This is a genomic window from Tepidimonas alkaliphilus, assembly GCF_007556595.1.
GTDB classification, from domain to species: Bacteria; Pseudomonadota; Gammaproteobacteria; order Burkholderiales; family Burkholderiaceae_C; genus Tepidimonas; species Tepidimonas alkaliphila.
The window spans coordinates 67,493-87,402 of record NZ_VJNB01000010.1 but is presented as its reverse complement, the minus strand read 5'-3'; the positions used below and the strand labels follow the sequence as shown (position 1 = coordinate 87,402).

At 71.0% G+C, this 19,910-nt stretch carries 20 protein-coding genes; 12 read left to right on the top strand and 8 right to left on the bottom strand.

What is annotated here, in order from left to right; all coding sequences use genetic code 11:
- Nucleotides 1-136: 136 nt before the first annotated feature.
- Entirely contained in the window at nt 137-721 is a 585-nt protein-coding gene (locus tag Talka_RS09695; RefSeq protein ID WP_143891100.1) for a dihydrofolate reductase, read from the top strand.
- Here the strand turns inward: Talka_RS09695 and Talka_RS09690 are convergent.
- The 4 genes from Talka_RS09690 to ffh all read right to left on the bottom strand — a co-directional run bounded on the left by Talka_RS09690 (nt 655) and on the right by ffh (nt 3,493).
- Entirely contained in the window at nt 655-1,059 is a 405-nt protein-coding gene (locus tag Talka_RS09690) for an HI0074 family nucleotidyltransferase substrate-binding subunit (protein ID WP_143891098.1), read from the bottom strand. The two genes, Talka_RS09695 and Talka_RS09690, sit on opposite strands and share 67 nt — an antisense overlap.
- Nucleotides 1,047-1,367 (bottom strand): nucleotidyltransferase family protein, encoded by a 321-nt coding sequence (locus Talka_RS09685; protein ID WP_221933879.1) that lies wholly within the window; start codon nt 1,365-1,367, stop codon nt 1,047-1,049. Before Talka_RS09685 ends, Talka_RS09690 begins: the two co-directional genes overlap by 13 nt.
- A gap of 47 nt (nt 1,368-1,414) precedes the next feature.
- On the bottom strand, nt 1,415-2,041 hold the full coding sequence (locus tag Talka_RS09680) for a hypothetical protein (RefSeq protein ID WP_143891096.1): 627 nt from the start codon (nt 2,039-2,041) through the stop codon (nt 1,415-1,417).
- A gap of 72 nt (nt 2,042-2,113) precedes the next feature.
- Nucleotides 2,114-3,493, bottom strand: a complete 1,380-nt coding sequence (ffh, locus tag Talka_RS09675) for a signal recognition particle protein (RefSeq protein WP_143891094.1) — start codon at nt 3,491-3,493, stop codon at nt 2,114-2,116.
- A 27-nt stretch (nt 3,494-3,520) separates the two neighbouring features.
- Here ffh and Talka_RS09670 point away from each other — a divergent pair, with 27 nt between their 5' ends.
- From Talka_RS09670 to Talka_RS09655, 4 genes are read left to right on the top strand one after another with little or no spacing between them, the layout of a single operon-like run.
- Entirely contained in the window at nt 3,521-4,318 is a 798-nt protein-coding gene (locus Talka_RS09670; RefSeq protein ID WP_143891092.1) for a cytochrome C assembly family protein, read from the top strand.
- Nucleotides 4,319-4,336: 18 nt separating this feature from the next.
- Nucleotides 4,337-4,576 carry a PP0621 family protein gene (locus Talka_RS09665; protein WP_246100650.1) on the top strand — a complete coding sequence of 80 codons (240 nt, stop codon included), beginning with the start codon at nt 4,337-4,339 and terminating at the stop codon, nt 4,574-4,576.
- Nucleotides 4,548-6,269, top strand: a complete 1,722-nt coding sequence (locus Talka_RS09660) for a sensor histidine kinase (protein WP_143891090.1) — start codon at nt 4,548-4,550, stop codon at nt 6,267-6,269. Before Talka_RS09665 ends, Talka_RS09660 begins: the two co-directional genes overlap by 29 nt.
- Before the next feature lie 9 nt (nt 6,270-6,278).
- On the top strand, nt 6,279-7,646 hold the full coding sequence (locus Talka_RS09655) for a sigma-54-dependent transcriptional regulator (protein WP_143891088.1): 1,368 nt from the start codon (nt 6,279-6,281) through the stop codon (nt 7,644-7,646).
- Between the two features lie 33 nt (nt 7,647-7,679).
- Here Talka_RS09655 and Talka_RS09650 read toward each other — a convergent pair whose 3' ends face one another.
- Nucleotides 7,680-9,044 (bottom strand): RsmB/NOP family class I SAM-dependent RNA methyltransferase, encoded by a 1,365-nt coding sequence (locus Talka_RS09650; RefSeq protein WP_143891086.1) that lies wholly within the window; start codon nt 9,042-9,044, stop codon nt 7,680-7,682.
- A gap of 71 nt (nt 9,045-9,115) precedes the next feature.
- Here Talka_RS09650 and Talka_RS09645 point away from each other — a divergent pair, with 71 nt between their 5' ends.
- Together Talka_RS09645 and Talka_RS09640 are read left to right on the top strand one after the other, a co-directional pair.
- Nucleotides 9,116-10,732, top strand: coding sequence for a peptide chain release factor 3 (locus Talka_RS09645; RefSeq protein WP_143891084.1), 1,617 nt, complete (start codon nt 9,116-9,118; stop codon nt 10,730-10,732).
- 15 nt (nt 10,733-10,747) lie between these two features.
- Complete coding sequence (locus Talka_RS09640) at nt 10,748-11,329, top strand: YqaA family protein (RefSeq protein WP_143891082.1); 582 nt, start codon at nt 10,748-10,750, stop codon at nt 11,327-11,329.
- 82 nt (nt 11,330-11,411) lie between these two features.
- On the opposite strand, the gene purN is transcribed toward Talka_RS09640, so the two are convergent.
- Together purN and Talka_RS09630 are read right to left on the bottom strand one after the other, a co-directional pair.
- Nucleotides 11,412-12,032 carry a phosphoribosylglycinamide formyltransferase gene (gene purN / locus Talka_RS09635; protein ID WP_143891080.1) on the bottom strand — a complete coding sequence of 207 codons (621 nt, stop codon included), beginning with the start codon at nt 12,030-12,032 and terminating at the stop codon, nt 11,412-11,414.
- A 94-nt stretch (nt 12,033-12,126) separates the two neighbouring features.
- Complete coding sequence (locus Talka_RS09630) at nt 12,127-12,684, bottom strand: HNH endonuclease (protein ID WP_143891078.1); 558 nt, start codon at nt 12,682-12,684, stop codon at nt 12,127-12,129.
- A gap of 65 nt (nt 12,685-12,749) precedes the next feature.
- Here Talka_RS09630 and Talka_RS09625 point away from each other — a divergent pair, with 65 nt between their 5' ends.
- The 4 genes from Talka_RS09625 to Talka_RS09610 all read left to right on the top strand — a co-directional run bounded on the left by Talka_RS09625 (nt 12,750) and on the right by Talka_RS09610 (nt 17,767).
- Nucleotides 12,750-13,817 carry a bifunctional riboflavin kinase/FAD synthetase gene (locus Talka_RS09625; RefSeq protein WP_143891076.1) on the top strand — a complete coding sequence of 356 codons (1,068 nt, stop codon included), beginning with the start codon at nt 12,750-12,752 and terminating at the stop codon, nt 13,815-13,817.
- The gene (ileS, locus tag Talka_RS09620) at nt 13,807-16,722 is read left to right on the top strand and encodes an isoleucine--tRNA ligase (RefSeq protein WP_143891074.1); all 2,916 of its coding nucleotides are present in this window, start codon (nt 13,807-13,809) and stop codon (nt 16,720-16,722) included. The genes Talka_RS09625 and ileS overlap by 11 nt, the downstream gene beginning before the upstream one ends.
- 20 nt (nt 16,723-16,742) lie before the next feature.
- Nucleotides 16,743-17,252 (top strand): signal peptidase II, encoded by a 510-nt coding sequence (lspA, locus tag Talka_RS09615; RefSeq protein WP_143891072.1) that lies wholly within the window; start codon nt 16,743-16,745, stop codon nt 17,250-17,252.
- A gap of 80 nt (nt 17,253-17,332) precedes the next feature.
- Complete coding sequence (locus Talka_RS09610; protein ID WP_143891070.1) at nt 17,333-17,767, top strand: hypothetical protein; 435 nt, start codon at nt 17,333-17,335, stop codon at nt 17,765-17,767.
- A gap of 19 nt (nt 17,768-17,786) precedes the next feature.
- On the opposite strand, the gene Talka_RS09605 is transcribed toward Talka_RS09610, so the two are convergent.
- Nucleotides 17,787-18,776, bottom strand: coding sequence for a quinone oxidoreductase family protein (locus Talka_RS09605; protein WP_143891068.1), 990 nt, complete (start codon nt 18,774-18,776; stop codon nt 17,787-17,789).
- 135 nt (nt 18,777-18,911) lie between these two features.
- On the opposite strand from Talka_RS09605, the gene Talka_RS09600 reads away from it, so the two are divergent.
- Nucleotides 18,912-19,847, top strand: coding sequence for a DMT family transporter (locus tag Talka_RS09600; RefSeq protein WP_143891066.1), 936 nt, complete (start codon nt 18,912-18,914; stop codon nt 19,845-19,847).
- Nucleotides 19,848-19,910: the final 63 nt, after the last annotated feature.

Genomic DNA, 19,910 nt, shown 5'->3' with positions numbered 1-19,910 from the left:
GAGGCCACGCGCGCCGTCGGGGCCTTCGCGACGGCGCGGCGGGCGGTCTGCCGCCGCGGCACGACCGAGCCGCGCGCCACACCGCAGCCACGGCCCGCCACCTGCCGCCTGCTGGCGCGCCCGCATAATGCCTTCCATGCGCCTCAATCTGATTCTGGCCCGCGCCGCCAACGGCGTCATCGGCTGCATCCGTGACGGCCGCCCTGCTCTGCCGTGGTATCTGCCGGAGGATCTGGCGCACTTCCGCCGCCTCACGCACGGCTGCCCGGTCATCATGGGGCGCACGACGTGGACGTCGCTGCCGCCGCGCTTTCGCCCGCTGCCTGGACGCGTCAACCTGGTGCTGACGCGCGACGCGGCGCGCGCGGCGGAGCTGGCCGCCGCCGGCGCGGCGCCGGTGGAAAGCCTCGAGGCGGCGCTGGCGCACTGCCGCACGCTGCGCGGGCCGGACGGGCAGCCGCCCGCCGAGGTGTGGGTGATCGGCGGCGCGCAGGTCTATGCCCAGGCCGAGCCGCTGGCGCGCCGCGCCATCGTCACCGAGATTGCGCGCGCCTTCGACGGCGACGCCTTCGCCCCGACGCTGGGCCCCGACTGGCGCGAGACGGCGCGCGAGCCACACGTCAGCGCCGACGGGCTGCCGTTTGCCTTCGTGACCTACGAGCGGGATGGAGCGCCGGCCTGCGCCAGCCGCTGCAGCCAGCGCCGCAGCAAGACGCGATAGCCGGGCAGCGCGGCGAAGATGGCCTCGGCCAGCGCCTCGTCGTAGGTGTGCGCCGTCAGGTTGCGATGATCCACCATGGCCAGCGCCTGCCGCGCCTCCTCCTCGGTCAGCAGGCCGTTTTCGAAGCAGGCCCGCACCACCGGCTTCGGCGAAGCCAGCTCGACACCGAAATGCTGCTGCAGCACGGCCTGCGCCGCCTTCCAGACCGCCTCGAAGGTGTATTCGAAACGCTGGATGGAGGCGTCCCGCAGGAGCGGCGAGAACGGCTCGGCGGCCAACTCCTCCAGCGTCGCCAGGGCCCGGTCGGCGACCTCCAGCCGCCGCGTCAGCCGGTCCATGGGACGCCCTCGCGCTCGATCGCCTGCCGCAGCGCCGGGCCGGCACGCGCATGGTCCACCAAATCGATGCGGAACGGAACGCTGGAGGCTTCCAGCGCCTCGCGCAGGGCGGCCAGCTCATCCGCCGGCAACGGACTCCCCGCGCACAGGGCGAGGTCGATATCCGACTGCGGGCGCGCGTCCCCGCGCGCCCGCGAGCCGAACAGGCGCACTTGCGCCCCGTGGCGGCGCGCCACCGGCATCAGCAATCCGAGGATGACAGCCCGATCGCGCGGATCGAGACCGTCCCAGCCAACCTTGGCATTCATGCGGGCCATTGTAGGGGCCGGACGTCGCCCGCGCACGCGCAGCCGCATCACGCCTTCGGCGGCGGGCGCAGGTAGCGCTCGTCGGACCAGGTGGCCAGCCACTGCGGGGCAAACGCCACGAACACCGCGGCGAACAAACCAGTCAGAAAGGCATCGCCCCAGGCCATCAGCCAGCGCGCCACCAGCGCTTCATGCACGCTGACGCCGTCCATCAGGTGGTGAATGCCCTCGTGGATGACGCCCGCTGCAAACAGCGCCACCGCCGTACCCAAAAAGCCGCGCCCGAGGGTGTAGATGAAGACGTTGGGCGGCAGCCAGCGCCGCAGCGCCCAGCCGATCAGCAAGGCCAAGGTCGCTGGCACCAACCCGACCCACACCCACTGCGACAGCACGGCTTCCCATGGCGCCTGCCCGAGCCACCAGACGGCCAGCGCCACCAACAGCAACACCGGCACGGCCAGCGGCCAGCCCAGCATCAACACCAGCAGGCTGGCGCCGGAAAACTGCACCGCCATGCCGCTGGGCAGCTTTTGCGGCAGCAGCCAAAACCACGGCAACAACACCAGCGCCGCCAGCGTCGGCGACAGCAAGGGCCCGCGCAGCAGCCGCCATGGCCGCACCGACAGCGCCGCCGCCAGCGCCAGCAGGCTCAGGGCAAGCTCAAGCACCCACACGTCGCCATCCTAGCGCCGCGCCGCCGCCTGCCGCTTGCGCGGCGTCAATGGCCCCTGGGCGGCCCCTGCCTTTCAACGCCCCGGCCAGCCTGGCAAGCCGCCCAGCCCCGCGCCTTTTGCGCCGCCCAGGCGCTTCATCCACTTCATCAGGCCGCCACCCTTCATCTTCTTCATCATCGCCTGCATCTGCTCAAACTCCTTCAGCAAGCGGTTGACCTCCTGCACCTGCACGCCGGCGCCGGCGGCAATGCGGCGCTTGCGGCTGGCCTTGATGATCTCGGGGTGGCGCCGCTCCTCGGGCGTCATCGCGCAGATGATGCCCTCCTTGCGGCGAAGGTCGCGCTCGGCGCGGTCGAGGTCGGCCTCGCCGGCCTTGGCCGCCAGTTGGGCTGGCAGCTTGTCCAGGAGGCTCGAGAGCCCCCCCATCTTCTTCATCTGCCGGATCTGCTCGAGGAAATCCTCCAGATCGAAGCCGCCGCTCTTGACCTTGGCGGCGAGCTTTTGCGCCTGCTGCAGGTCGACGCCGGCGGTGACCTGCTCCACCAGCGCGACGATGTCGCCCATGCCAAGGATGCGCCCGGCGTGGCGCTCGGCGTCGAACAGCTCCAGCCCGTCGATCTTTTCGCTCACGCCGGCGAACTTGATCGGCGCGCCGGTGACGGCGCGCACCGACAGCGCCGCCCCGCCGCGCGAGTCGCCGTCGAGCTTGGTCAGCACGATGCCGGTCAGCGGCAGCGCCTCCTTGAACGCACGCGCCGTGTTGACCGCGTCCTGCCCCTGCATCGCATCGACGACGAACAGCGTCTCCACAGGCTTGAGTTCGGCGTGCAGCGCGCGGATCTCCTGCATCATCGCCTCGTCGATCGCCAGGCGCCCGGCGGTGTCGACGATCAGCACGTCGAAGTAGTGCCTGCGCGCATGGTCCAGCGCCGCGCGCGCAATCTCCAGCGGCTTCTGATCCGGCGAACTCGGAAACCACTCCGCCCCGGCCTGCCTCGTCACCGTGCGCAACTGCTCGATCGCCGCCGGGCGGTAGACATCGCCGCTGACGGTGAGCACTTTCTTCCTGCGCCGCTCGATCAGCCACTTGGCCAGCTTGGCGGTGGTGGTGGTCTTGCCGGCGCCCTGCAGGCCGGCCATCAGGATCACCGCCGGCGGCTGGGTGGCCAGGTTGACGTCGGCCACGCCCTCGCCCATCGTGGCGGCCAGTTCCCGGTGGATGATGCCGACCAGCGCCTGACCCGGCGTGAGCGAGCCGACCACCTCCTGCCCCAGCGCCTTGTCCTTGACGCGGGCGATGAAGTCGCGCACCACCGGCAGCGCGACGTCGGCCTCCAGCAGCGCCATGCGCACCTCGCGCAGCATGTCCTGCACGTTGGCCTCGGTGATGCGGGCCTGCCCGCGGATCTGCTTGACCAGGCGCGACAGTTTTTCGGTCAGGGCGGAAGCCATGTCATGGCCCTTCGTTACACTAGGCGAATGATTGTATCGGCGAGCCCTTGGTGGTTGTGGGCCCCCGCGCTGGGCGCGGCGGCCGGCTACGGCGCGCTGTCGCTGTGGGCGGCCCGCCTGCGATCCCACCATCTCACGCTGCTCGTGTGGGCGACGTTGGTGCTGCATGGGCTGGCGTTGGCGGCCTCGTTCAGCGCCACCCCGGCCCGGTTCGGCTTTGCGCCGACGCTGTCGGTCACCGCGTGGCTGGTGCTGGCCGTTTATGCGCTGGAAACGCAGCTCTACCCGCAACTTGCGGCGCGCTGGACCTTGGCGGGCTTGGGCGTGCCGGCGGTGCTGCTGGCGCTGTGGTTTCCCGGCACGGTCGTGCCTTCGCTGTCGTCGCCCTGGCTGCCGCTGCACTGGGCGCTGGGCTTTGCTTCTTACGGCCTGCTGGGCGCGGCGGTGGCGCACGGCTGGATGACGCAGCGCACTGAGGCCGCCATCCGCGCCGGCGGCATGCAACCCACCGCGTTGCCGTTGCTGGCGCTGGAGCGGCTGACGTTTCGCTTCGTGTGGGCCGCGTTTGCCTTGCTGACGCTGACCCTGATCGCGGGCTGGATTTTTACCAGCCTGATGGGGCCGGCGGCGCGCTGGATCACCCACAAATCGGTGTTCACAGCCCTTTCGTGGGCCGTGCTGGGCGCGCTGCTGTGGGGGCGCTGGCGCTGGGGCTGGCGCGGACGGCTGGCGGTGCGCATGCTCTACGCCGCGGGCGTGCTGCTGTTGCTGGGCTACGTCGGCTCGCACTTCGTGCTCGAAGTGATTCTGCACCGCGGCGTGTGAACGCGACGGACATCGGCCATGCAACCGTTGCTGAAGTGGCTGCTGGTGTTGGCGGTGTTGGCGGGCGGCTGGCTGTGGTGGCGGCGCTCGCGCAGGCTGCGCTCCCGCGCCTGCGCCCCGAGGCAGACCACCCCCGACACCCCCCAAGCCATGGTGCGCTGCCTGCACTGCGGGCTGCACCTGCCGGCCACGGAAGCGGTGCGCGGCGCCCTCGGCGCGTATTGCAGCCATGAACACCGGCGGCTGTCCGAAGGCTGAAGGCGGCGCGGCGCGCTGGACGCCCGTATGGGCTGCGCACGCCGAGACTCCATTCGCCGAGCCTGCCCCTGCCGAGGCGCCAGCCCGTCTGTGGCAGCCGCTGATGACCGCGCGCCTGGTGCTGGCGCTGGCGCTGTTGTTGCTCAGCGTCTTGGGCTGGCTGTCAGGCCAAACGCCGCCTTGGATTGCCGGCCTGTGCGCGCTGCTGGTGGCCATCACCGCGGCCAGTCTGACGTTGCCGCCGGCTTTGCCCGAGGCCAACGCCTGGTCGGGCCGCTGGCTGCTGACCGTGTGGGCCGACTTGGCTGTCTTCGCCCTGCTGGAACACCTCACGCCCGCCGGGGTGAATTTCACGCCGCTGTTCGTCTGGCCCGTGTTGCTGGCCGCGGTGCTCGGCCCGCGCGTGTTGGCGCTTGGGGTGGCGTCGGCCGCCACCCTGTTGCTGTTGGCGCGGGCCTGGCAGCTGGAGCCGGTGGCGGGCAACGCAGCTTGGCTGCAAGCCGCCGTGACCGGCACCGGCTTGTTGCTGGTGGCGTTGCTGGCCAGCCATCTGACCGCCCGGTTGGCGGGCGAGACCGCCGCCGCACGGCGCAGCCATGCGCAGGCGCAGCTGCAGGCCGAAGTCAATCGGCTGATCGCCGGCGCGTTGGCTGAAGGCATTGTGGTCGTCGATGGACACGCCGGCTGCCCGCGCTACCTCAACCCCGCCGCGGCGCGCATGCTAGGGGTGCCGCAGCCGCAGGCTGCTTCCACGGAGGCTGTCGAGCGGGTCACCGCCACCCCCGCCTGGCGCGAGCTGCTGCGCTGGCTGGCCGAGCTGCAGACCAGCGAGCCCTGCACGGTGCGCCACGGCGTGCTGCCCCACCCCGACGGACGCAGCCAACGCGTGCGGGTGCAAATTCAAACCGCACGCGGGCCCGATGGCTTGACGGCGCACCTGCTGGTGTTGCAGGACTTGCAAGCGCTCGAGCTGCGCATTCACACCGAAAAGCTGGCCGCCATGGGGCGGGTCTCGGCCGCCATCGCGCATGAAATCCGCAACCCCTTGGCGGCCATTGCGCAAGCATGCGCGCTGTTGCAAGAGGAGGCCAGTCCGGCATCGCCTGGGTTGCTGAAGGTCATCGACCAGAACGTGCGGCGCATCAACCGCACCATCAGCGATGTGCTGGAAGCGGCGCGCGCGCCCCAGCCTCACGATACCCCTGCGACGGTCTTGGCGTTGGACGAAGCGGTGGACGCCGTCTTGGCCGACTGGCTGGCGCAGCGTCCGCAAGGCGCGCGGCTGGTGCGCGTGCGCGAAGCAGGCGACGCCGGCATTGGCTTCGACGCCGAGCATTTGCGTCGGGTGCTGGTGAACTTGCTGGACAACGCCGACCGCCACGCCAGCGCCGCCGCCGGCGCCATCCGGGTGGAAAGCGCCGCCTGTGGCGCGCGCGTTCGGCTGACGGTCTGGAGCGACAGCGCCCCGTTGGATCCCGCCATGCGCCAACACCTGTTCGAGCCATTTGCCAGCTCGGACAGCCGCTCCAGCGGGCTGGGGCTTTACCTCTCGCGCGAGCTGTGCCGCCGCTATCATGCGGAGTTGACGCACGGCGTGGCCGAACGGCAGGGGCGCCTTGGCAACGCGTTCACCCTCGATGCGCCGTTGGCGCATCCCGAGGCGTGCGTCGACGCCCGCATGGGGGCGACATGACCGTCAGCGATGTCTGGGCCCAACCTTTTGATCGTTGAAGATGAGCCGGACCTGCGCCAGCTCTACGCGCTGGCGTTGACCAAAGTCGGTCAAGCGGCGGACGAAGCGGCTGACTTGGCCACCGCGCGCGCGCGGCTGGCCCAACGCCACTACCGCGTGGTGCTGACCGACATGCGCCTGCCCGACGGCAGCGGCCTGGACTTGCTGCGCGAGCTGACCGCTCAGGCTCGACCCGAGCGGGCCATCGTCATCACCGCTTATGGCTCCGCCGACAACGCCGTGCAGGCGCTCAAAGCTGGGGCGTTCGACTACCTGACCAAGCCGGTCTCGCCGGCGCGCCTGCGGCAGGCCGTCACCGCCGCGCTGCAGGCGCAGCCGGATGCCGCCAGCCCATCCCCGCCAGCCGTTGACGCAGCGCCCGAAGCGCTGCAACGCCTGATCGGATCCTCCGCCGCCATGCAAGCCGTGCGCGTCACCATCCAGCGCGTGGCGCGCACCATGGCGCCGGTGTTGATCAGCGGCGAGTCGGGTACCGGCAAAGAATTGATCGCGCGCGCATTGCACGCCTGCAGCCACCGCGCCCAAGGCCCATTCGTGGCGGTCAACTGTGGCGCCATTCCGCCGGAGTTGCTGGAAAGCGAGCTCTTTGGCCACAAGCGCGGCGCGTTCACCGGCGCCAGCAGCGACCGCGCCGGGCTGTTTCAGGCGGCGCACGGCGGCACGTTGTTTTTGGACGAGGTGGCCGACTTGCCGCTGCCGATGCAGGTCAAATTGCTGCGCGCGTTGCAGGAACGCGCTGTGCGTCCCGTGGGGGCGGCAAGCGAGGAGCCGGTCGATGTGCGCATCGTCAGCGCCACGCACAAAAACCTCAACCGCCTGGTGCAGGAGGGTCGCTTCCGCCATGATCTTTACTACCGTCTCAACGTCATCCCCATCCAGGCTCCGGCGCTGCGCGAGCACCGGCAAGATTTGCCGGAATTGGCTCAAGCTATCCTGCAGCGTTTGGCGCAACGCGACGGCCTGCACCCTGTGCCGCGTCTGACGGAGGCGGCGCTGCAGCGGCTGCAACCCTACCCGTTCCCGGGCAATGTGCGCGAGCTGGAAAACCTGCTGGAGCGCGCCGTGGCGCTGCACCCAGGGCCGGTGCTGGATGCCGACGCCTTGGATCTACCTGCCAGCGCTACACCCATCGAGCCCCCGCCGGATCCATCCCGCCCCGCAGCCAGCCTCTGCTGCGACGATGAAGCGCCGCTGCCGCGCGCGCAATTGCAGGCGATGCTGGAGCGCAACCGCTGGAACCAGTCGCGCACCGCGCGCGAGCTGGGCTGGACGTTGGCCAAACTGCGCTACTGGATGCAGCGGCTGGGGCTCGGCTGAGCGCTGCAGGTGTCGAACCCCGGGCCGCCGCGGTCAAGCCCGCCGCTGCCACACCGCGGCAAAAAAACCATCGCAGCCGTGACGGTGCGGCCACAGCCGCAGGTAGGGCCCCTGCACCAAGTCCGCCGCCTTCGGCACGCGAGCCTCTTGCAGCAGGTCGAGCGCTGGCAAGCGCTGAAAACGGCTGCCGTGCAGGGCGTCAAAGTCCGCAGCCACCGACTCATTTTCTTCGGGCAGCAGGCTGCAGGTGGCATAGACCAGCCGCCCGCCGGGGCGCACCAGGCGGGCCGCCGCGGCCAGGATACGCCGCTGCAGCTCGGCGTGCTGCGCGACGCTGGCCGGATCATGACGCCACGCCAGCTCCGGGTGGCGCCGCAGCGTGCCGTTGCCGGTGCACGGCGCATCGACCAGCACGCGATCCACCTTGCCGCTCAAGCGATCCAGCCGCTCGTCGCGTTCGTCGGCGATTTGCATGCTGACCACCAGCGTCAGCCCCGCGCGAGCCAGACGGGGCGTCAAGGCCAGCAGACGCCGCGCGCTGACATCGAAGGCATACAGCCGGCCTTCATCGCGCATCTGCGCGCCCAGCGCCAGGGTTTTGCCGCCGGCGCCGGCGCAAAAATCCACCACCGTCTCGCCGCGGCGCGCGCCCACCAGCGCCACGATGAGCTGCGAGCCTTCGTCTTGCACCTCGACCCAGCCCTGCTCATAGGGGGGCAGACCTGCCAGACGCGCGCGTTGCGGCAGACGCAAGCCATGCGGGGCGTAGGGGGTCGGCTCAGCGGGCAAGCCCAGCGCCTGCAACGCGGCCAGAGCTTGCTCGCGGCGAACCTGCAAGGCGTTGACGCGCAAATCCACCGGCGCCGGGGTCTGCAGCGCCTGCACCAGCAACGGCCACTCCGAGGTCGCAAGCTGCGGCTGCAAGCGCTCGATCAACCACGCGGGCAGCCCCCAGCGCTCGCACGGGGCCGCCCCGGTCAGATCGACGCGGGCCGCTTGCGCCTGCAAGCGCTGCACCTCTTGCGCCGCAGCAGGGTCGGCATCGCGCAGCGCCTCCAGCGCCGATGCCGGCCAGGCCAGCGCCATCACCGCGCGGCACGCCTGCGCATCCGCGCGCAGCGCCGCCAGTTCCAGCGGCGCGGCGGGTCGCCCGCTGAGCCGCCGCGCCAGGCCGTGCCAGCGCGACAGCGCGCGCAGCGCCGCATACAGCGTATCCCCCAACGCCTGGCGCAGGCGGGAGCCCACCCGGCGCGGCCCCTGCCCCAGCGTCTGCGCCAGCACCGCATCGGGCGGCTGGCGAAACGCCAGTGTCTGTTGCAGCAACTGCGCCGCCAGTTGCAGCGGCGGCGCCGGCGGCGGCGCCGCGCGGCGCCAACGAGAAGCGCGAGCCTGGCTCATAGGTCGATTGTCGCCCAGCCAGACCTACCCCTCGAATTGGCACCCCCACCGCTGCCGGATAATCGCGCCCCATGCCAGACCTCGCCTCCGAAGTGCGCCGCCGGCGCACCTTTGCCATCATCTCGCACCCCGACGCAGGCAAGACCACGCTGACCGAAAAGCTGCTGCTGTTTTCGGGCGCCATCCACATCGCCGGCAGCGTCAAGGCGCGCAAGGCGGCGCGCCATGCCACCAGCGACTGGATGGAGATCGAAAAGCAGCGCGGCATCTCGGTGGCGAGTTCGGTGATGCAGATGGAATACCGCGACTGCGTCATCAACCTGCTGGACACGCCGGGGCACCAGGACTTCAGCGAGGACACCTACCGCGTGCTGACCGCCGTGGATGCGGCGCTGATGGTGATCGACGCCGCCAACGGCGTGGAGCCGCAGACGCGGCGGCTGCTGCAGGTCTGCCGGGCACGGAATACCCCGATCCTGACCTTCATCAACAAGATGGACCGCGAGGTCAAGGCGCCGCTGGACCTGCTGGACGAAATCGAGCGCGAGCTGGGCATGTCGGTGGTGCCGTTCACCTGGCCGGTCGGCATGGGCAAGCTCTTCCACGGCGTGTGGGACCGCCGCGCCGAGCAGATGCGCGTCTTCGCCCCCGGCCAGGACCGCCGCGGCGGCGACGAGGAGATCCTCGCGGGCCGCGACAACCCCGCCATCGCCCAGCGCTTCGGCGCCGAGTGGCAGCAGGCGCAGGAGGAGCTGGAGCTGGTGGAAGGCGCCACGCCGCCGTTTGAGCACGCGGCGTTTCTGGCCGGCACGCAGACGCCGATGTTCTTCGGCTCGGCGATCAACAACTTCGGCGTCAAGGAGGTGCTGGACGCGCTGGTCGATCTGGCCCCGCCGCCGGGGCCCAAACCCGCGCTGCAGCGCACCGTGGCGCCAACCGAGCCCAAGTTCAGCGGCGTGGTGTTCAAGATCCAGGCCAACATGGATCCGGCGCACCGCGACCGCGTGGCCTTCGTGCGCGTGGCCAGCGGCCGCTTCGAGCGCGGCATGAAGCTGCGCATCACCCGCACCGGCAAGGAGTTCAAGCCCAACACCGTGGTCTCGTTCCTGTCGCAGCGGCGCGAGCTGCTGGAGGAAGCCTACGCCGGCGACATCATCGGCATCCCGAACCACGGGCTGCTGCAGCTGGGCGACACGCTCACCGAGGGCGAGGCGCTGCAGTTCACCGGGCTGCCGTTCTTCGCGCCGGAGATCATCCGCAGCGTCGAGGTGGCCGACCCGCTGCGCACCAAGCAGCTGCGCGCCGGCCTGCAGCAGCTCGGCGAGGAAGGCGCGATCCAGGTCTTCCGGCCGATGGCGGGCTCGGTGCTGCTGCTGGGGGCGGTGGGGCAGCTGCAGTTCGAGGTGGTGCAGCACCGGCTGGAGACCGAATACGGCGTCAAGGCGCGCATCGCCCCAAGCCCCTACCACGTGGTGCGCTGGGTGACCTGCCCGCCGGAAAACGGCGGCGTGGCGGAGCTCAAGCGCTTCATCGACGCCAACCTGCACCGCATGGCCTGGGACGCGGTGGAGGCGCCGGCCATCCTGCTCGACCACGCCGCCACGCTGCGCGCGGTGGAGGGCAACTGGCCCAAGATCCGCTTCCACGCGATGCGCGAGCACGCCGGGCTGGTGTTCCACCACGCCTGAGGGGGAGCTGCCGCGATGCGCCTGTTCGCCCCGCTCTACGACCGCGCGCTCACGTGGGCGCGCCACCCGCGCGCGCCGCGCTACCTGGGGGCGCTGAGCTTTGCCGAATCGTCGTTCTTTCCGGTGCCGCCGGACGTGATGCTGGCGCCGATGGCGCTGGCCCAGCCGCAGCGCGCCTGGCGGCTGGCGTGGCTGACCACCTGGACCTCGGTGCTGGGGGGGCTGGCGGGGTATCTCATCGGCTGGCTGGCGTTCGCGGCCATCGAGCCGTGGCTGCGCGGCAGCGGCTATTGGCCGGCCTACCAGCAGGCGGTGGCGTGGTTCGACGCCTGGGGCGCCTGGGCGGTGTTCGTTGCGGGCTTCTCGCCCATTCCTTACAAAATGTTCACGATCGCCGCCGGGGCGCTGGCCATGCCGCTGCTGCCGTTCGCGCTGGCCTCGCTCGTCGGGCGGGGGGCGCGCTTCTTTCTGGTGGCCGCGCTGATGCGCTGGGGTGGTGCGCGCATGGAGCCGCTGTTGCGCCGCCACATCGACCGCATCGGCTGGGCGGTGGTGGCGCTGGTGGTGGTGGGCGGGGCCCTCTGGGCGCTGCGCTGAAGCGGGGATCCGACGGTGGCGCCCACCGCCGCACCCGATGCGGCGCACCCCGGCGAGGACCGGCGGCGCCCGACGATGGACGTCAGGCGCCAGCGTCGCGCAGCCAGCGCTCGATGGCGCGCGGGTAGATCAGGTGCTCCTGCGTCAGCACGCGCGCGGCCAGCGCCTCGGGCGTGTCGCCGGGCAGGATCGGCACCACCGCCTGCTCCAGGATCGGGCCGTGGTCCAGCTCCGCCGTCACCAGGTGCACGGTGGCGCCGGCGAAGCGGCAGCCCGCCTCGATGGCGCGCTGGTGCGTGTGCAGCCCCGGAAAGGCCGGCAGCAGCGACGGGTGGATGTTGATGAGCCGCCCGGCGAAGCGTTCAACGAAGCCGGGCGTGAGGATACGCATGAAGCCGGCCAGCACCACCAGCGCCCGTCCGTCGGCGTCGAAGCGCGCGATCGCGTCGGCCAGCGCCGCGTCGAACGCCTCGCGGCTGGGGTAGGCCCGGTGGTCCACCACCGCGGTCGGCAGGCCCTGCCCTGCCGCCCAGGCCAGCCCCTTGGCGTCGGGCCGATTGCTGATGACGGCGGCGACGAAGGCGCCGAAGCGCTCGCGCCAGCGCTGCGCCTGCGCCGCGCGCACGATGGCCTGCATGTTGCTGCCGGCGCCGGAGATCAGGATCACCAGCGGGCGGGGGGTCGGTCGGGGGGCTGCGCTCATGGCCCGGCAGTGTAGCGGCGCGCAGCGCCGTTCTCGGCGCTGAGGTTGCGCGCCACGCCCTCGGTTCTTCGATTGCACGCTGGCTCGGCGCCGCTCAGGCATGCAGCCGCGAATGGCGCGGCAGATGCGCCATCAGGAACTCCATCTGGTCGGCCAGGATGCGCCGATTGCGCAGGATGAAGTCCTCCCACAGGCTCGGCACATACGGCGCATACAGCAGCGGCATGCGCGCTTGCTCGGGCGTGCGGTTGCCTTTGCGATGGTTGCAGGCGCGGCAGGCGGTGACCACGTTCATCCAGTGGTCGCGCCCGCCTTGCGCCAGCGGCACGATGTGCTCGCGCGTCAGCTCGCTTTCGTCAAATCGCAACCCGCAATAGGCGCACACCTGGCGGTCGCGCGCAAACAGTTTGGCGTTGGTTAGGCTCGGCACAACGTCGAACGGGTTGACGTGGCTGTGGCCGCGCGTGCCGATGATGGAGTGCACCTCCACGCAAGAGAGCTGGCCGGTGCGGGCGTTGACGCCGCCGCGGAAGGTGGCGATGCGCCCCCCGGCGACCCAGCGCACGTCGCCGGCGGCGTAGTGCAGCACCGCTTCCTGCAGCGTCAGCCAGGCTTGCGGCACCCCGTGCGCGGTGAGTTTGAGCACCCTCATAGCTGTGTCATAGTAGCGCCCTTTGCTGGGCGGCGTGTGACAGCCGCGCTCCAACCCTGCCGGGTATGAACATTGTCTATGGCTTGCACAATTTGCAGCGTCAGCCTCCGCGCGCGCGGGCGCTGACGATCGGCAACTTTGACGGCGTGCACCGCGGCCACCAGGCCATGCTGGCGCTGCTGATCCATGAGGCGCGTCAGCGTGGCCTGCCGGCCTGCGCGGTGACGTTCGAGCCACACCCGCGCGACTTTTTCGCTGCGCAGCGCCGCCAGCCGGATTGGGCACCCGCGCGCATCGCTACGCTGCGCGACAAGCTGGCCGAGCTGCGTCAATGCGGCATCGATGAATGCGTGATCCTGCCCTTCAACGCCCAGCTGGCGGCGCTGTCAGCTGAGGCGTTCGTGCACGACGTGCTGGCGCGCGCGCTGCAGGCGCGCTACGTGCTGGTCGGCGACGACTTTCGCTTCGGCGCGCAGCGTCGCGGCGACTACGCACTGCTGGACGCCTTGGGCGCTGTGCACGGCTTCGAAGTCGCGCGGATGATGAGTTTTGAGGTGCACGGTCAGCGCGTTTCCAGCTCTGCCGTGCGCGCGGCGCTGGCCAACGGCGACCTGCGCGGCGCGGCCGCGTTGCTGGGCCGGCCGTATGCCATCAGCGGCCACGTGGTGCACGGGCGCAAGCTCGGACGCGCGCTGGGCGAGACCGCGGCGGGGCGCGGCGATGGCTTTCGCACGCTGAACCTGCGTTTTCGGCACTGGAAACCGGCGGCCAGCGGTATCTTCGTCGTGCAGGTACACGGGCTGGACCCGGCGCCCGGGGCGGCGCCGCTGCCTGGCGTGGCCAACCTTGGCGTGCGGCCCTCGCTCGATGCGCGCGACGTCAACGGCGGGCGCGTGCTGCTGGAGACGCACTGCCTTGAGTGGCCGTCGCGCATCCAGCGCGCGCTCGAGCAAGCGCCGGTGCCGGGGGAAGCCTACGGTAGAATCATTCGCGTCGAGCTGCTGCACAAGCTGCACGACGAACGCCGTTACCCGAGTCTGGACGCCCTGGCAGCCGGCATCGCCCAGGACTGCGCCGACGCCCGCGCCTGGTGGTCTGCCCACGGGCCCCTTGCCGCTCACCATGAAGCCTGACCGTCCCCCCGCCGACGCGCGCGACGCCTCCCTGCCCGACTACAGCGCGACGCTGAACCTGCCCGAAACACCGTTTCCGATGCGCGGCAACCTGCCGCAGCGCGAGCCCGGCTGGGTGCGCCAGTGGGAGGAGCAGGGCCTCTACCAGCGCCTGCGCGAGGCGCGCCGCGGCGCGCCGAAGTTCATTCTGCACGATGGCCCGCCGTACGCCAACGGTCGCATCCACATCGGGCACGCGGTCAACAAGGTGCTGAAAGACATGATCGTCAAGGCGCGGCAGCTGGCGGGCTTCGACGCGCAGTATGTGCCGGGCTGGGATTGCCACGGCCTGCCGATCGAGAACGCGATCGAAAAGCTCCATGGCCGTGGCTTGAGCCGCGACGAGATGCAGGCCAAGGCGCGGGCGTTCGCCAGCGAGCAGATCGCGCTGCAGATGGCCGACTTCAAGCGGCTGGGGGTGCTGGGCGACTGGCAGCGCCCCTACCGCACGATGGACTTCCGCAACGAGGCCGAGGAGCTGCGCGCCTTCAAGCGCGTCATGGAGCGCGGCTTCGTCTACCGGGGCCTCAAGCCCGTGCACTGGTGCTTTGAGTGCGGCTCGTCGCTGGCGGAGTTCGAAATCGAGTATGCCGACAAGCAAAGCGCCTCGCTGGACGTCGCCTTCGAATGCGCCGAGCCGCAGCGCGTGCTGCAGGCGTTCGCCGCCGCGAGCCCGCTGCCGCACGCGGACCTGCAGGCGCTGGCCGGCCAGCCGGTGCTGGCGGTGATCTGGACCACCACCGCCTGGACCATCCCGGCCAACCAGGCGCTCAACGTCAACCCCGAGCTGCCGTATGCGCTGGTGGAGACGCCGCGCGGGCTGCTGATCCTGGCCGAGGCGCTGGTGGAGCGCTGCCTGCAGCGCTACGGCCTGCCGGGTCAGGTGCGCGCGGTGGCGCCGGGCCGGGCGCTGGATCGCATCGCGTTTCGCCACCCGCTGGCGCACGTGCACCCGGGCTACGACCGGCTCGCCCCCGTCTATCTGGCCGACTACGCCACCGCCGAGGACGGCACCGGCCTCGTGCACTCGGCGCCGGCCTACGGCGTGGAGGATTTCAACTCCTGCACCGCGCACGGGCTGGCGCTGGCCGACATCCTCAACCCGGTGCAGGGCAATGGCGTCTTCGCCGCCGAGCTGCCGCTGTTCGGCGGCTTGAGCATCTGGGATGCCGTGCCGCGCGTCATCGAGACGCTGCGCGCGGCCGACCGGCTGCTGGCCACGCAGACCATCACGCACAGCTACCCGCACTGCTGGCGCCACAAGACGCCGGTGATCTACCGCGCCGCGGCGCAGTGGTTCATCCGCATGGATGCGCCGACCGAGGCCACGCGCGGCATCTTCGCTACCGACCCGGCGCCGCGCACGCTGCGCGAGATGGCGCTGGAAGCCATCGAGCACACCCGCTTCTATCCGGAAAGCGGGCGCGCGCGCCTGCGCGACATGATCGCGCACCGGCCCGACTGGTGCATCAGCCGCCAGCGCTCTTGGGGCGTGCCGCTGCCGTTCCTGCTGCACCGCGACAGCGGGGAGCCGCACCCGCGCACGCCGGAAATCATCGACCTGGCCGCCGACGTCATCGAGCAGGGCGGCATCGAGGCGTGGAGCAAGCTGTCGGTGGCCGACATCCTGGCGCGGCTCGGCGACGCCACCGACCCGGTGCTCTACGTCAAGAGCAGCGATATCCTCGAGGTGTGGTTCGACTCCGGCACCACGCACCACACGGTGCTCAAGGGCAGCCACGCCGGCGCCGGCCACGACGAAGGCCCCGAGGCCGACCTCTACCTCGAGGGGCATGACCAGCACCGCGGCTGGTTCCACTCCTCGCTGCTGACGGCCTGCGCCATGCATGGGCGCGCGCCCTACAAAGCGCTGCTCACGCACGGCTTCACCGTGGACGGCCAAGGCCGCAAGATGAGCAAGTCGCTCGGCAACGTGGTGGCCCCGCAGGAGGTCAGCGACAAGCTCGGCGCCGAAATCATCCGCCTGTGGGTGGCCGCCACCGACTACGCTGGCGACCTGGCCATCGACGACAAAATCCTGGCGCGCGTGGTCGATGCCTACCGCCGTATCCGCAACACGCTGCGCTTTTTGCTGGCCAACACCAGCGACTTCGACCCGCAGACGCAGGCCGTGCCCGACGCGCAGCTGCTGGAAATCGACCGCTGGGCGCTGGCGCGCACGGCGCAGCTGCAGGCCGAAATCCTGGCGCACTACCACGACTACGAGTTCCACCCGGTGGTGGCCAAACTTCAGGTGTTCTGCTCCGAGGACCTGGGCGCGTTCTACCTCGACGTGCTGAAGGACCGGCTCTACACCACGGCGCCGAAGTCCTTGGCGCGCCGCAGCGCGCAGACCGCCCTGCACCGCATCCTGCACGCGATGCTGCGCTGGATGGCGCCGTTCCTGTCGTTCACCGCCGAGGAGGCGTGGGCGCTGGTTGGCCACACCCCGTCGATCTTCACCGAGACGTATCTGGCGCTGCCGACGCCGGACGAGGCGCTGCTGGCCAAGTGGGCGCGCATCCTGCAGGTGCGCGACGCCGTTAACAAGGCCATCGAGGACGAGCGCGCCGCCGGGCGCATCGGCCCGTCGCTGCAGGCGGAGGTGACGCTGACGCTGCCGCCGGAGGATCACGCGCTGCTGGCCACGCTGGGCGACGACGCGCGCTTCGTCTTCCTCGTCTCGGCGCTGACGCTGCAGCGCGGCGAGCGCCTGGCGGTGCAGGTCACGCCCTCGCCCCACGCCAAGTGCGCGCGCTGCTGGCACTGGCGCGCCGACGTCGGCCACGACCCGGCGCACCCGCACCTGTGCGGCCGCTGCACGAGCAACCTGTACGGCGCCGGTGAACCGCGCCACGCCGCCTGACGCGCCGGGATCTGTCCGTCATGGCCAAGGCGTCGTCGCGCGGCATGCTGGTCTGGCTGGGGCTGGCCGCCGCCATCGTGCTGCTGGACCAGGCCACCAAGGCGCTGATCGTGGCGCTGTTCCGCCACGGTGAGGTGCTGCCGGTCACCGGCTTCTTCAACCTCGTGCGCGTGCACAACCCCGGTGCGGCGTTTTCCTTTCTGGCCGGCGCCGGCGGCTGGCAGCGCTGGCTGTTCCTCGGCATTGGACTCGCAGCGATCGCGTTCATCCTTTGGCTGCTGCGCGCGCACCATCAGCAGCGGCTGTTCGCGTTCTCGCTGGCCTGCCTGCTGGGCGGGGCGCTGGGCAACGTGATCGACCGCGCGCTGCACGGCTACGTGGTGGACATGTTCGACTTCCACCACCGCTGGCTGGCGCCGCTGTTCGCCGGCGGGCACTACCCCGCCTTCAACGTCGCGGACGTCGCCATTACCACCGGCGCCGTCGGCCTGATCATCGACGAAATTCGACGCGTGCGCCGCAGCCGCTGACCTCGGCGCCTTGGCGCGGATGCCACAGCCGCGCCGCGCGTTGAACCATGAGCATGGGAGCTTGCGTAGAATGAGGCTCCATGCTGCGTGCCATGCGTCGCCGGGCCATGTGTCGCACCGCGGTCGCGCGGGCGCTATCCGCGTTGGCAGGCGCCAGCGCCAGCCTGGCTTGCGCGCAGTCGTTGCAATGCCACGTCGGCTGGGCCGGAGCGTCGCGGGTGTTGGTCGTGGCCCCAACCCCGGCCGATGAGCCCGCGCTGCCGTTGCTGGAGGGCGCCAACCTCAGCTTGGAAGTGATCAACCGGCTGCCGCCGGCGCCCGGAGCGGGCGTGACGGTGCGTACGCTGGGCCGCTGGCAGGGTCAGCCATATCTGCTGCACGAGGCGCACTACCTGCCGTCGGCGCCGGCGGTCGGGCCGCATGGCTTCACCGGCCTGCAGACGGTGCGCGAGCCGACGCGCGGTCACCTGCTGACCTACTGGTGCGAGCACGCGCCGGCGGTGGCGGCGCGCTGAAGCGCCGCCGGGGCGGACGTCAGGGCAGCAGCACGGTGGAGCCGGTGGTCTGGCGCGCCTCCAGCGCCGCGTGCGCGGCGCGCACGTCCGCGAGCGCGAAGCGCTGCGCGATGTGGATGCGCACCTGACCGGACAGCACGGCGGCGAACAGGTCGTCGGCCATCGCCTGCGTGCGCGCGCGCGTGCGGATGTGCGTAAACAACGTCTGCCGCGTCACGTAGAGCGAGCCTTTCGGCCCCAGCACCCCGGGCGAGAACGGCGGCACCGGGCCGCTGGCGTTGCCGAACGAGACCATCAGCCCGAACTCGCGCAGGCAGTCGAGCGACCCCTCCCAGGTGTCCTTGCCGACCGAGTCATAGACCACCTTGACGCCTTGCCCGCCGGTGAGCTCGCGCACCCGGGCGACGAAGTCCTCGCGCCGGTAGTTGATGCAGACCTCGGCGCCGTGCTGCACCGCCAGCGCGCATTTGTCGTCGCTGCCGGCGGTGCCGATCACGCGCAGGCCCAGCGCGCGCGCCCACTGGCAGACGATCAACCCGACGCCGCCGGCGGCGGCGTGCAGCAGCACCCAGTCGCCCGGCTGCAGGCTCTCCACAGGACGGCAGTGCTTCAGCAGATACTGCGCCGTCAGGCCCTTGAGCATCATCGCCGCGCCCTGCTCGAAGGAGATCCCCTCGGGCAGCCGCACGACGTTGGTGGCCGGCATCACGCGCACGTCGCAGTAGGCGCCGGGCGGCTGCGCCGCGTAGGCCACGCGGTCGCCGACCGCCAGATGGTCCACGCCGGGGCCGACCGCCTCCACGACCCCGGCGCCTTCCATGCCGAGCCGCGCCGGCAGCGGCAGCGGGTATAGCCCGGTGCGGTGATACACATCGATGAAGTTCAGGCCGATGGCGTGGTGGCGGATGCGCACCTCGCCCGGCCCTGGCTCGCCAACCGTCACCTCCGCCAGGCGCATGACCTCGGGGCCCCCGGTTTGGTCGATCAGCACGGCTCGGCTTTTGAGCATGGTCGTTGCACTCCTGCAAAAGACATCCAGCATCGGGACGGGGGCGCATGGTGCCACATGCCTGCCGTCCCTGCTGGCACAGGGTTGTCGCCTGCGGATCGCTGCCTCAGGCCGCCGTGCGCTAGAGTGAGGGGGATGCCAGCTTCGCGACCCTCTGCGCTGACCCCGTCCACCATTGCCCTGCTGACCCTGCCGCCGCTGCTGTGGGCGGGCAACGCCATCGTCGGCCGCGTCGCGGCGCCGTGGATCCCGCCGATCACGTTCAACTTCCTGCGCTGGGTGGTCGCCGGGGCGCTGCTGCTGCCGCTGGCGGCGTGGGTGCTGCGGCCCGGCAGCGGGCTGTGGCGCGACTGGCGCCGCTTCCTGCTACTCGGCAGCCTGGCGGTGGCCGGCTACAACATGTTGCAGTACCTGGCGCTGCACACCTCCACGCCGCTCAACGTGACGCTGGTGGCCTCCAGCATGCCGCTGTGGATGATGCTGGTGGGGCGGCTGTTCTTCGGTGCGCCGGTGCTGCGCCAGCAGCTGCTGGGCGCGCTGCTGTCGCTGGCCGGCGTGCTGACCGTGCTGGCGCAGGGGCGGCTGGACAACCTGCTGGCGCTGCGCTTCGTGCCCGGCGACGCGTGGATGCTGGCGGCGGCGCTGACCTGGGCGGGCTACAGCTGGCTGCTGACGCGCCGCGACGAGGATCCCGCGATCCGCGCCGACTGGGCGGCCTTTCTGCTGGCGCAGACGGCGTTTGGGCTGCTGACCGCCGGCGTGCTGACCGCGGGCGAATGGACGTGGCTCGCGCTGGCGGCGCCCGCCGACATGCCGAGCGCGATCCGCTGGAGCTGGCCGCTGGCGGGCGTGCTGCTGTTCGTGGCGGTGGGCCCCTCCATCTTGGCTTATCGCGCCTGGGGCGCTGGCGTGCAACGCGCCGGCCCGACGGTGGCGGGCTTTTTCACCAACCTGACGCCGCTGTTCACCGCGGTGATGTCCACCTTGTGGCTGGGCGAGCCGCCGCACGGCTACCACGCCGCGGCGTTCGCGCTGATCGTGGCCGGCATCGCGGTGTCGTCGCGACGCTGAATGGCCCGCTTCATGGCCGCCCGCGGCTGCCGCGGGGCCGGCTCATGGGCTTGTTTTATGATT

Excerpts from the sequence above, each read along its gene's own strand:
- Talka_RS09685 (WP_221933879.1), bottom strand. The coding sequence starts at position 1,367 with ATGAATGCCAAGGTTGGCTGGGACGGTCTCGATCCGCGCGATCGGGCT.
- Talka_RS09645 (WP_143891084.1), top strand. The coding sequence starts at position 9,116 with ATGCCAGACCTCGCCTCCGAAGTGCGCCGCCGGCGCACCTTTGCCATC.
- Talka_RS09610 (WP_143891070.1), top strand. The coding sequence starts at position 17,333 with ATGCTGCGTGCCATGCGTCGCCGGGCCATGTGTCGCACCGCGGTCGCG.
- Talka_RS09670 (WP_143891092.1), top strand. The coding sequence starts at position 3,521 with ATGATTGTATCGGCGAGCCCTTGGTGGTTGTGGGCCCCCGCGCTGGGC.
- lspA (WP_143891072.1), top strand. The coding sequence starts at position 16,743 with ATGGCCAAGGCGTCGTCGCGCGGCATGCTGGTCTGGCTGGGGCTGGCC.
- Talka_RS09695 (WP_143891100.1), top strand. The coding sequence starts at position 137 with ATGCGCCTCAATCTGATTCTGGCCCGCGCCGCCAACGGCGTCATCGGC.
- ileS (WP_143891074.1), top strand. The coding sequence starts at position 13,807 with ATGAAGCCTGACCGTCCCCCCGCCGACGCGCGCGACGCCTCCCTGCCC.
- Talka_RS09640 (WP_143891082.1), top strand. The coding sequence starts at position 10,748 with ATGCGCCTGTTCGCCCCGCTCTACGACCGCGCGCTCACGTGGGCGCGC.
- Talka_RS09665 (WP_246100650.1), top strand. The coding sequence starts at position 4,337 with ATGCAACCGTTGCTGAAGTGGCTGCTGGTGTTGGCGGTGTTGGCGGGC.
- ffh (WP_143891094.1), bottom strand. The coding sequence starts at position 3,493 with ATGGCTTCCGCCCTGACCGAAAAACTGTCGCGCCTGGTCAAGCAGATC.
- Talka_RS09660 (WP_143891090.1), top strand. The coding sequence starts at position 4,548 with ATGAACACCGGCGGCTGTCCGAAGGCTGAAGGCGGCGCGGCGCGCTGG.
- purN (WP_143891080.1), bottom strand. The coding sequence starts at position 12,032 with ATGAGCGCAGCCCCCCGACCGACCCCCCGCCCGCTGGTGATCCTGATC.
- Talka_RS09655 (WP_143891088.1), top strand. The coding sequence starts at position 6,279 with ATGTCTGGGCCCAACCTTTTGATCGTTGAAGATGAGCCGGACCTGCGC.
- Talka_RS09605 (WP_143891068.1), bottom strand. The coding sequence starts at position 18,776 with ATGCTCAAAAGCCGAGCCGTGCTGATCGACCAAACCGGGGGCCCCGAG.
- Talka_RS09630 (WP_143891078.1), bottom strand. The coding sequence starts at position 12,684 with ATGAGGGTGCTCAAACTCACCGCGCACGGGGTGCCGCAAGCCTGGCTG.
- Talka_RS09625 (WP_143891076.1), top strand. The coding sequence starts at position 12,750 with ATGAACATTGTCTATGGCTTGCACAATTTGCAGCGTCAGCCTCCGCGC.
- Talka_RS09690 (WP_143891098.1), bottom strand. The coding sequence starts at position 1,059 with ATGGACCGGCTGACGCGGCGGCTGGAGGTCGCCGACCGGGCCCTGGCG.
- Talka_RS09650 (WP_143891086.1), bottom strand. The coding sequence starts at position 9,044 with ATGAGCCAGGCTCGCGCTTCTCGTTGGCGCCGCGCGGCGCCGCCGCCG.
- Talka_RS09600 (WP_143891066.1), top strand. The coding sequence starts at position 18,912 with ATGCCAGCTTCGCGACCCTCTGCGCTGACCCCGTCCACCATTGCCCTG.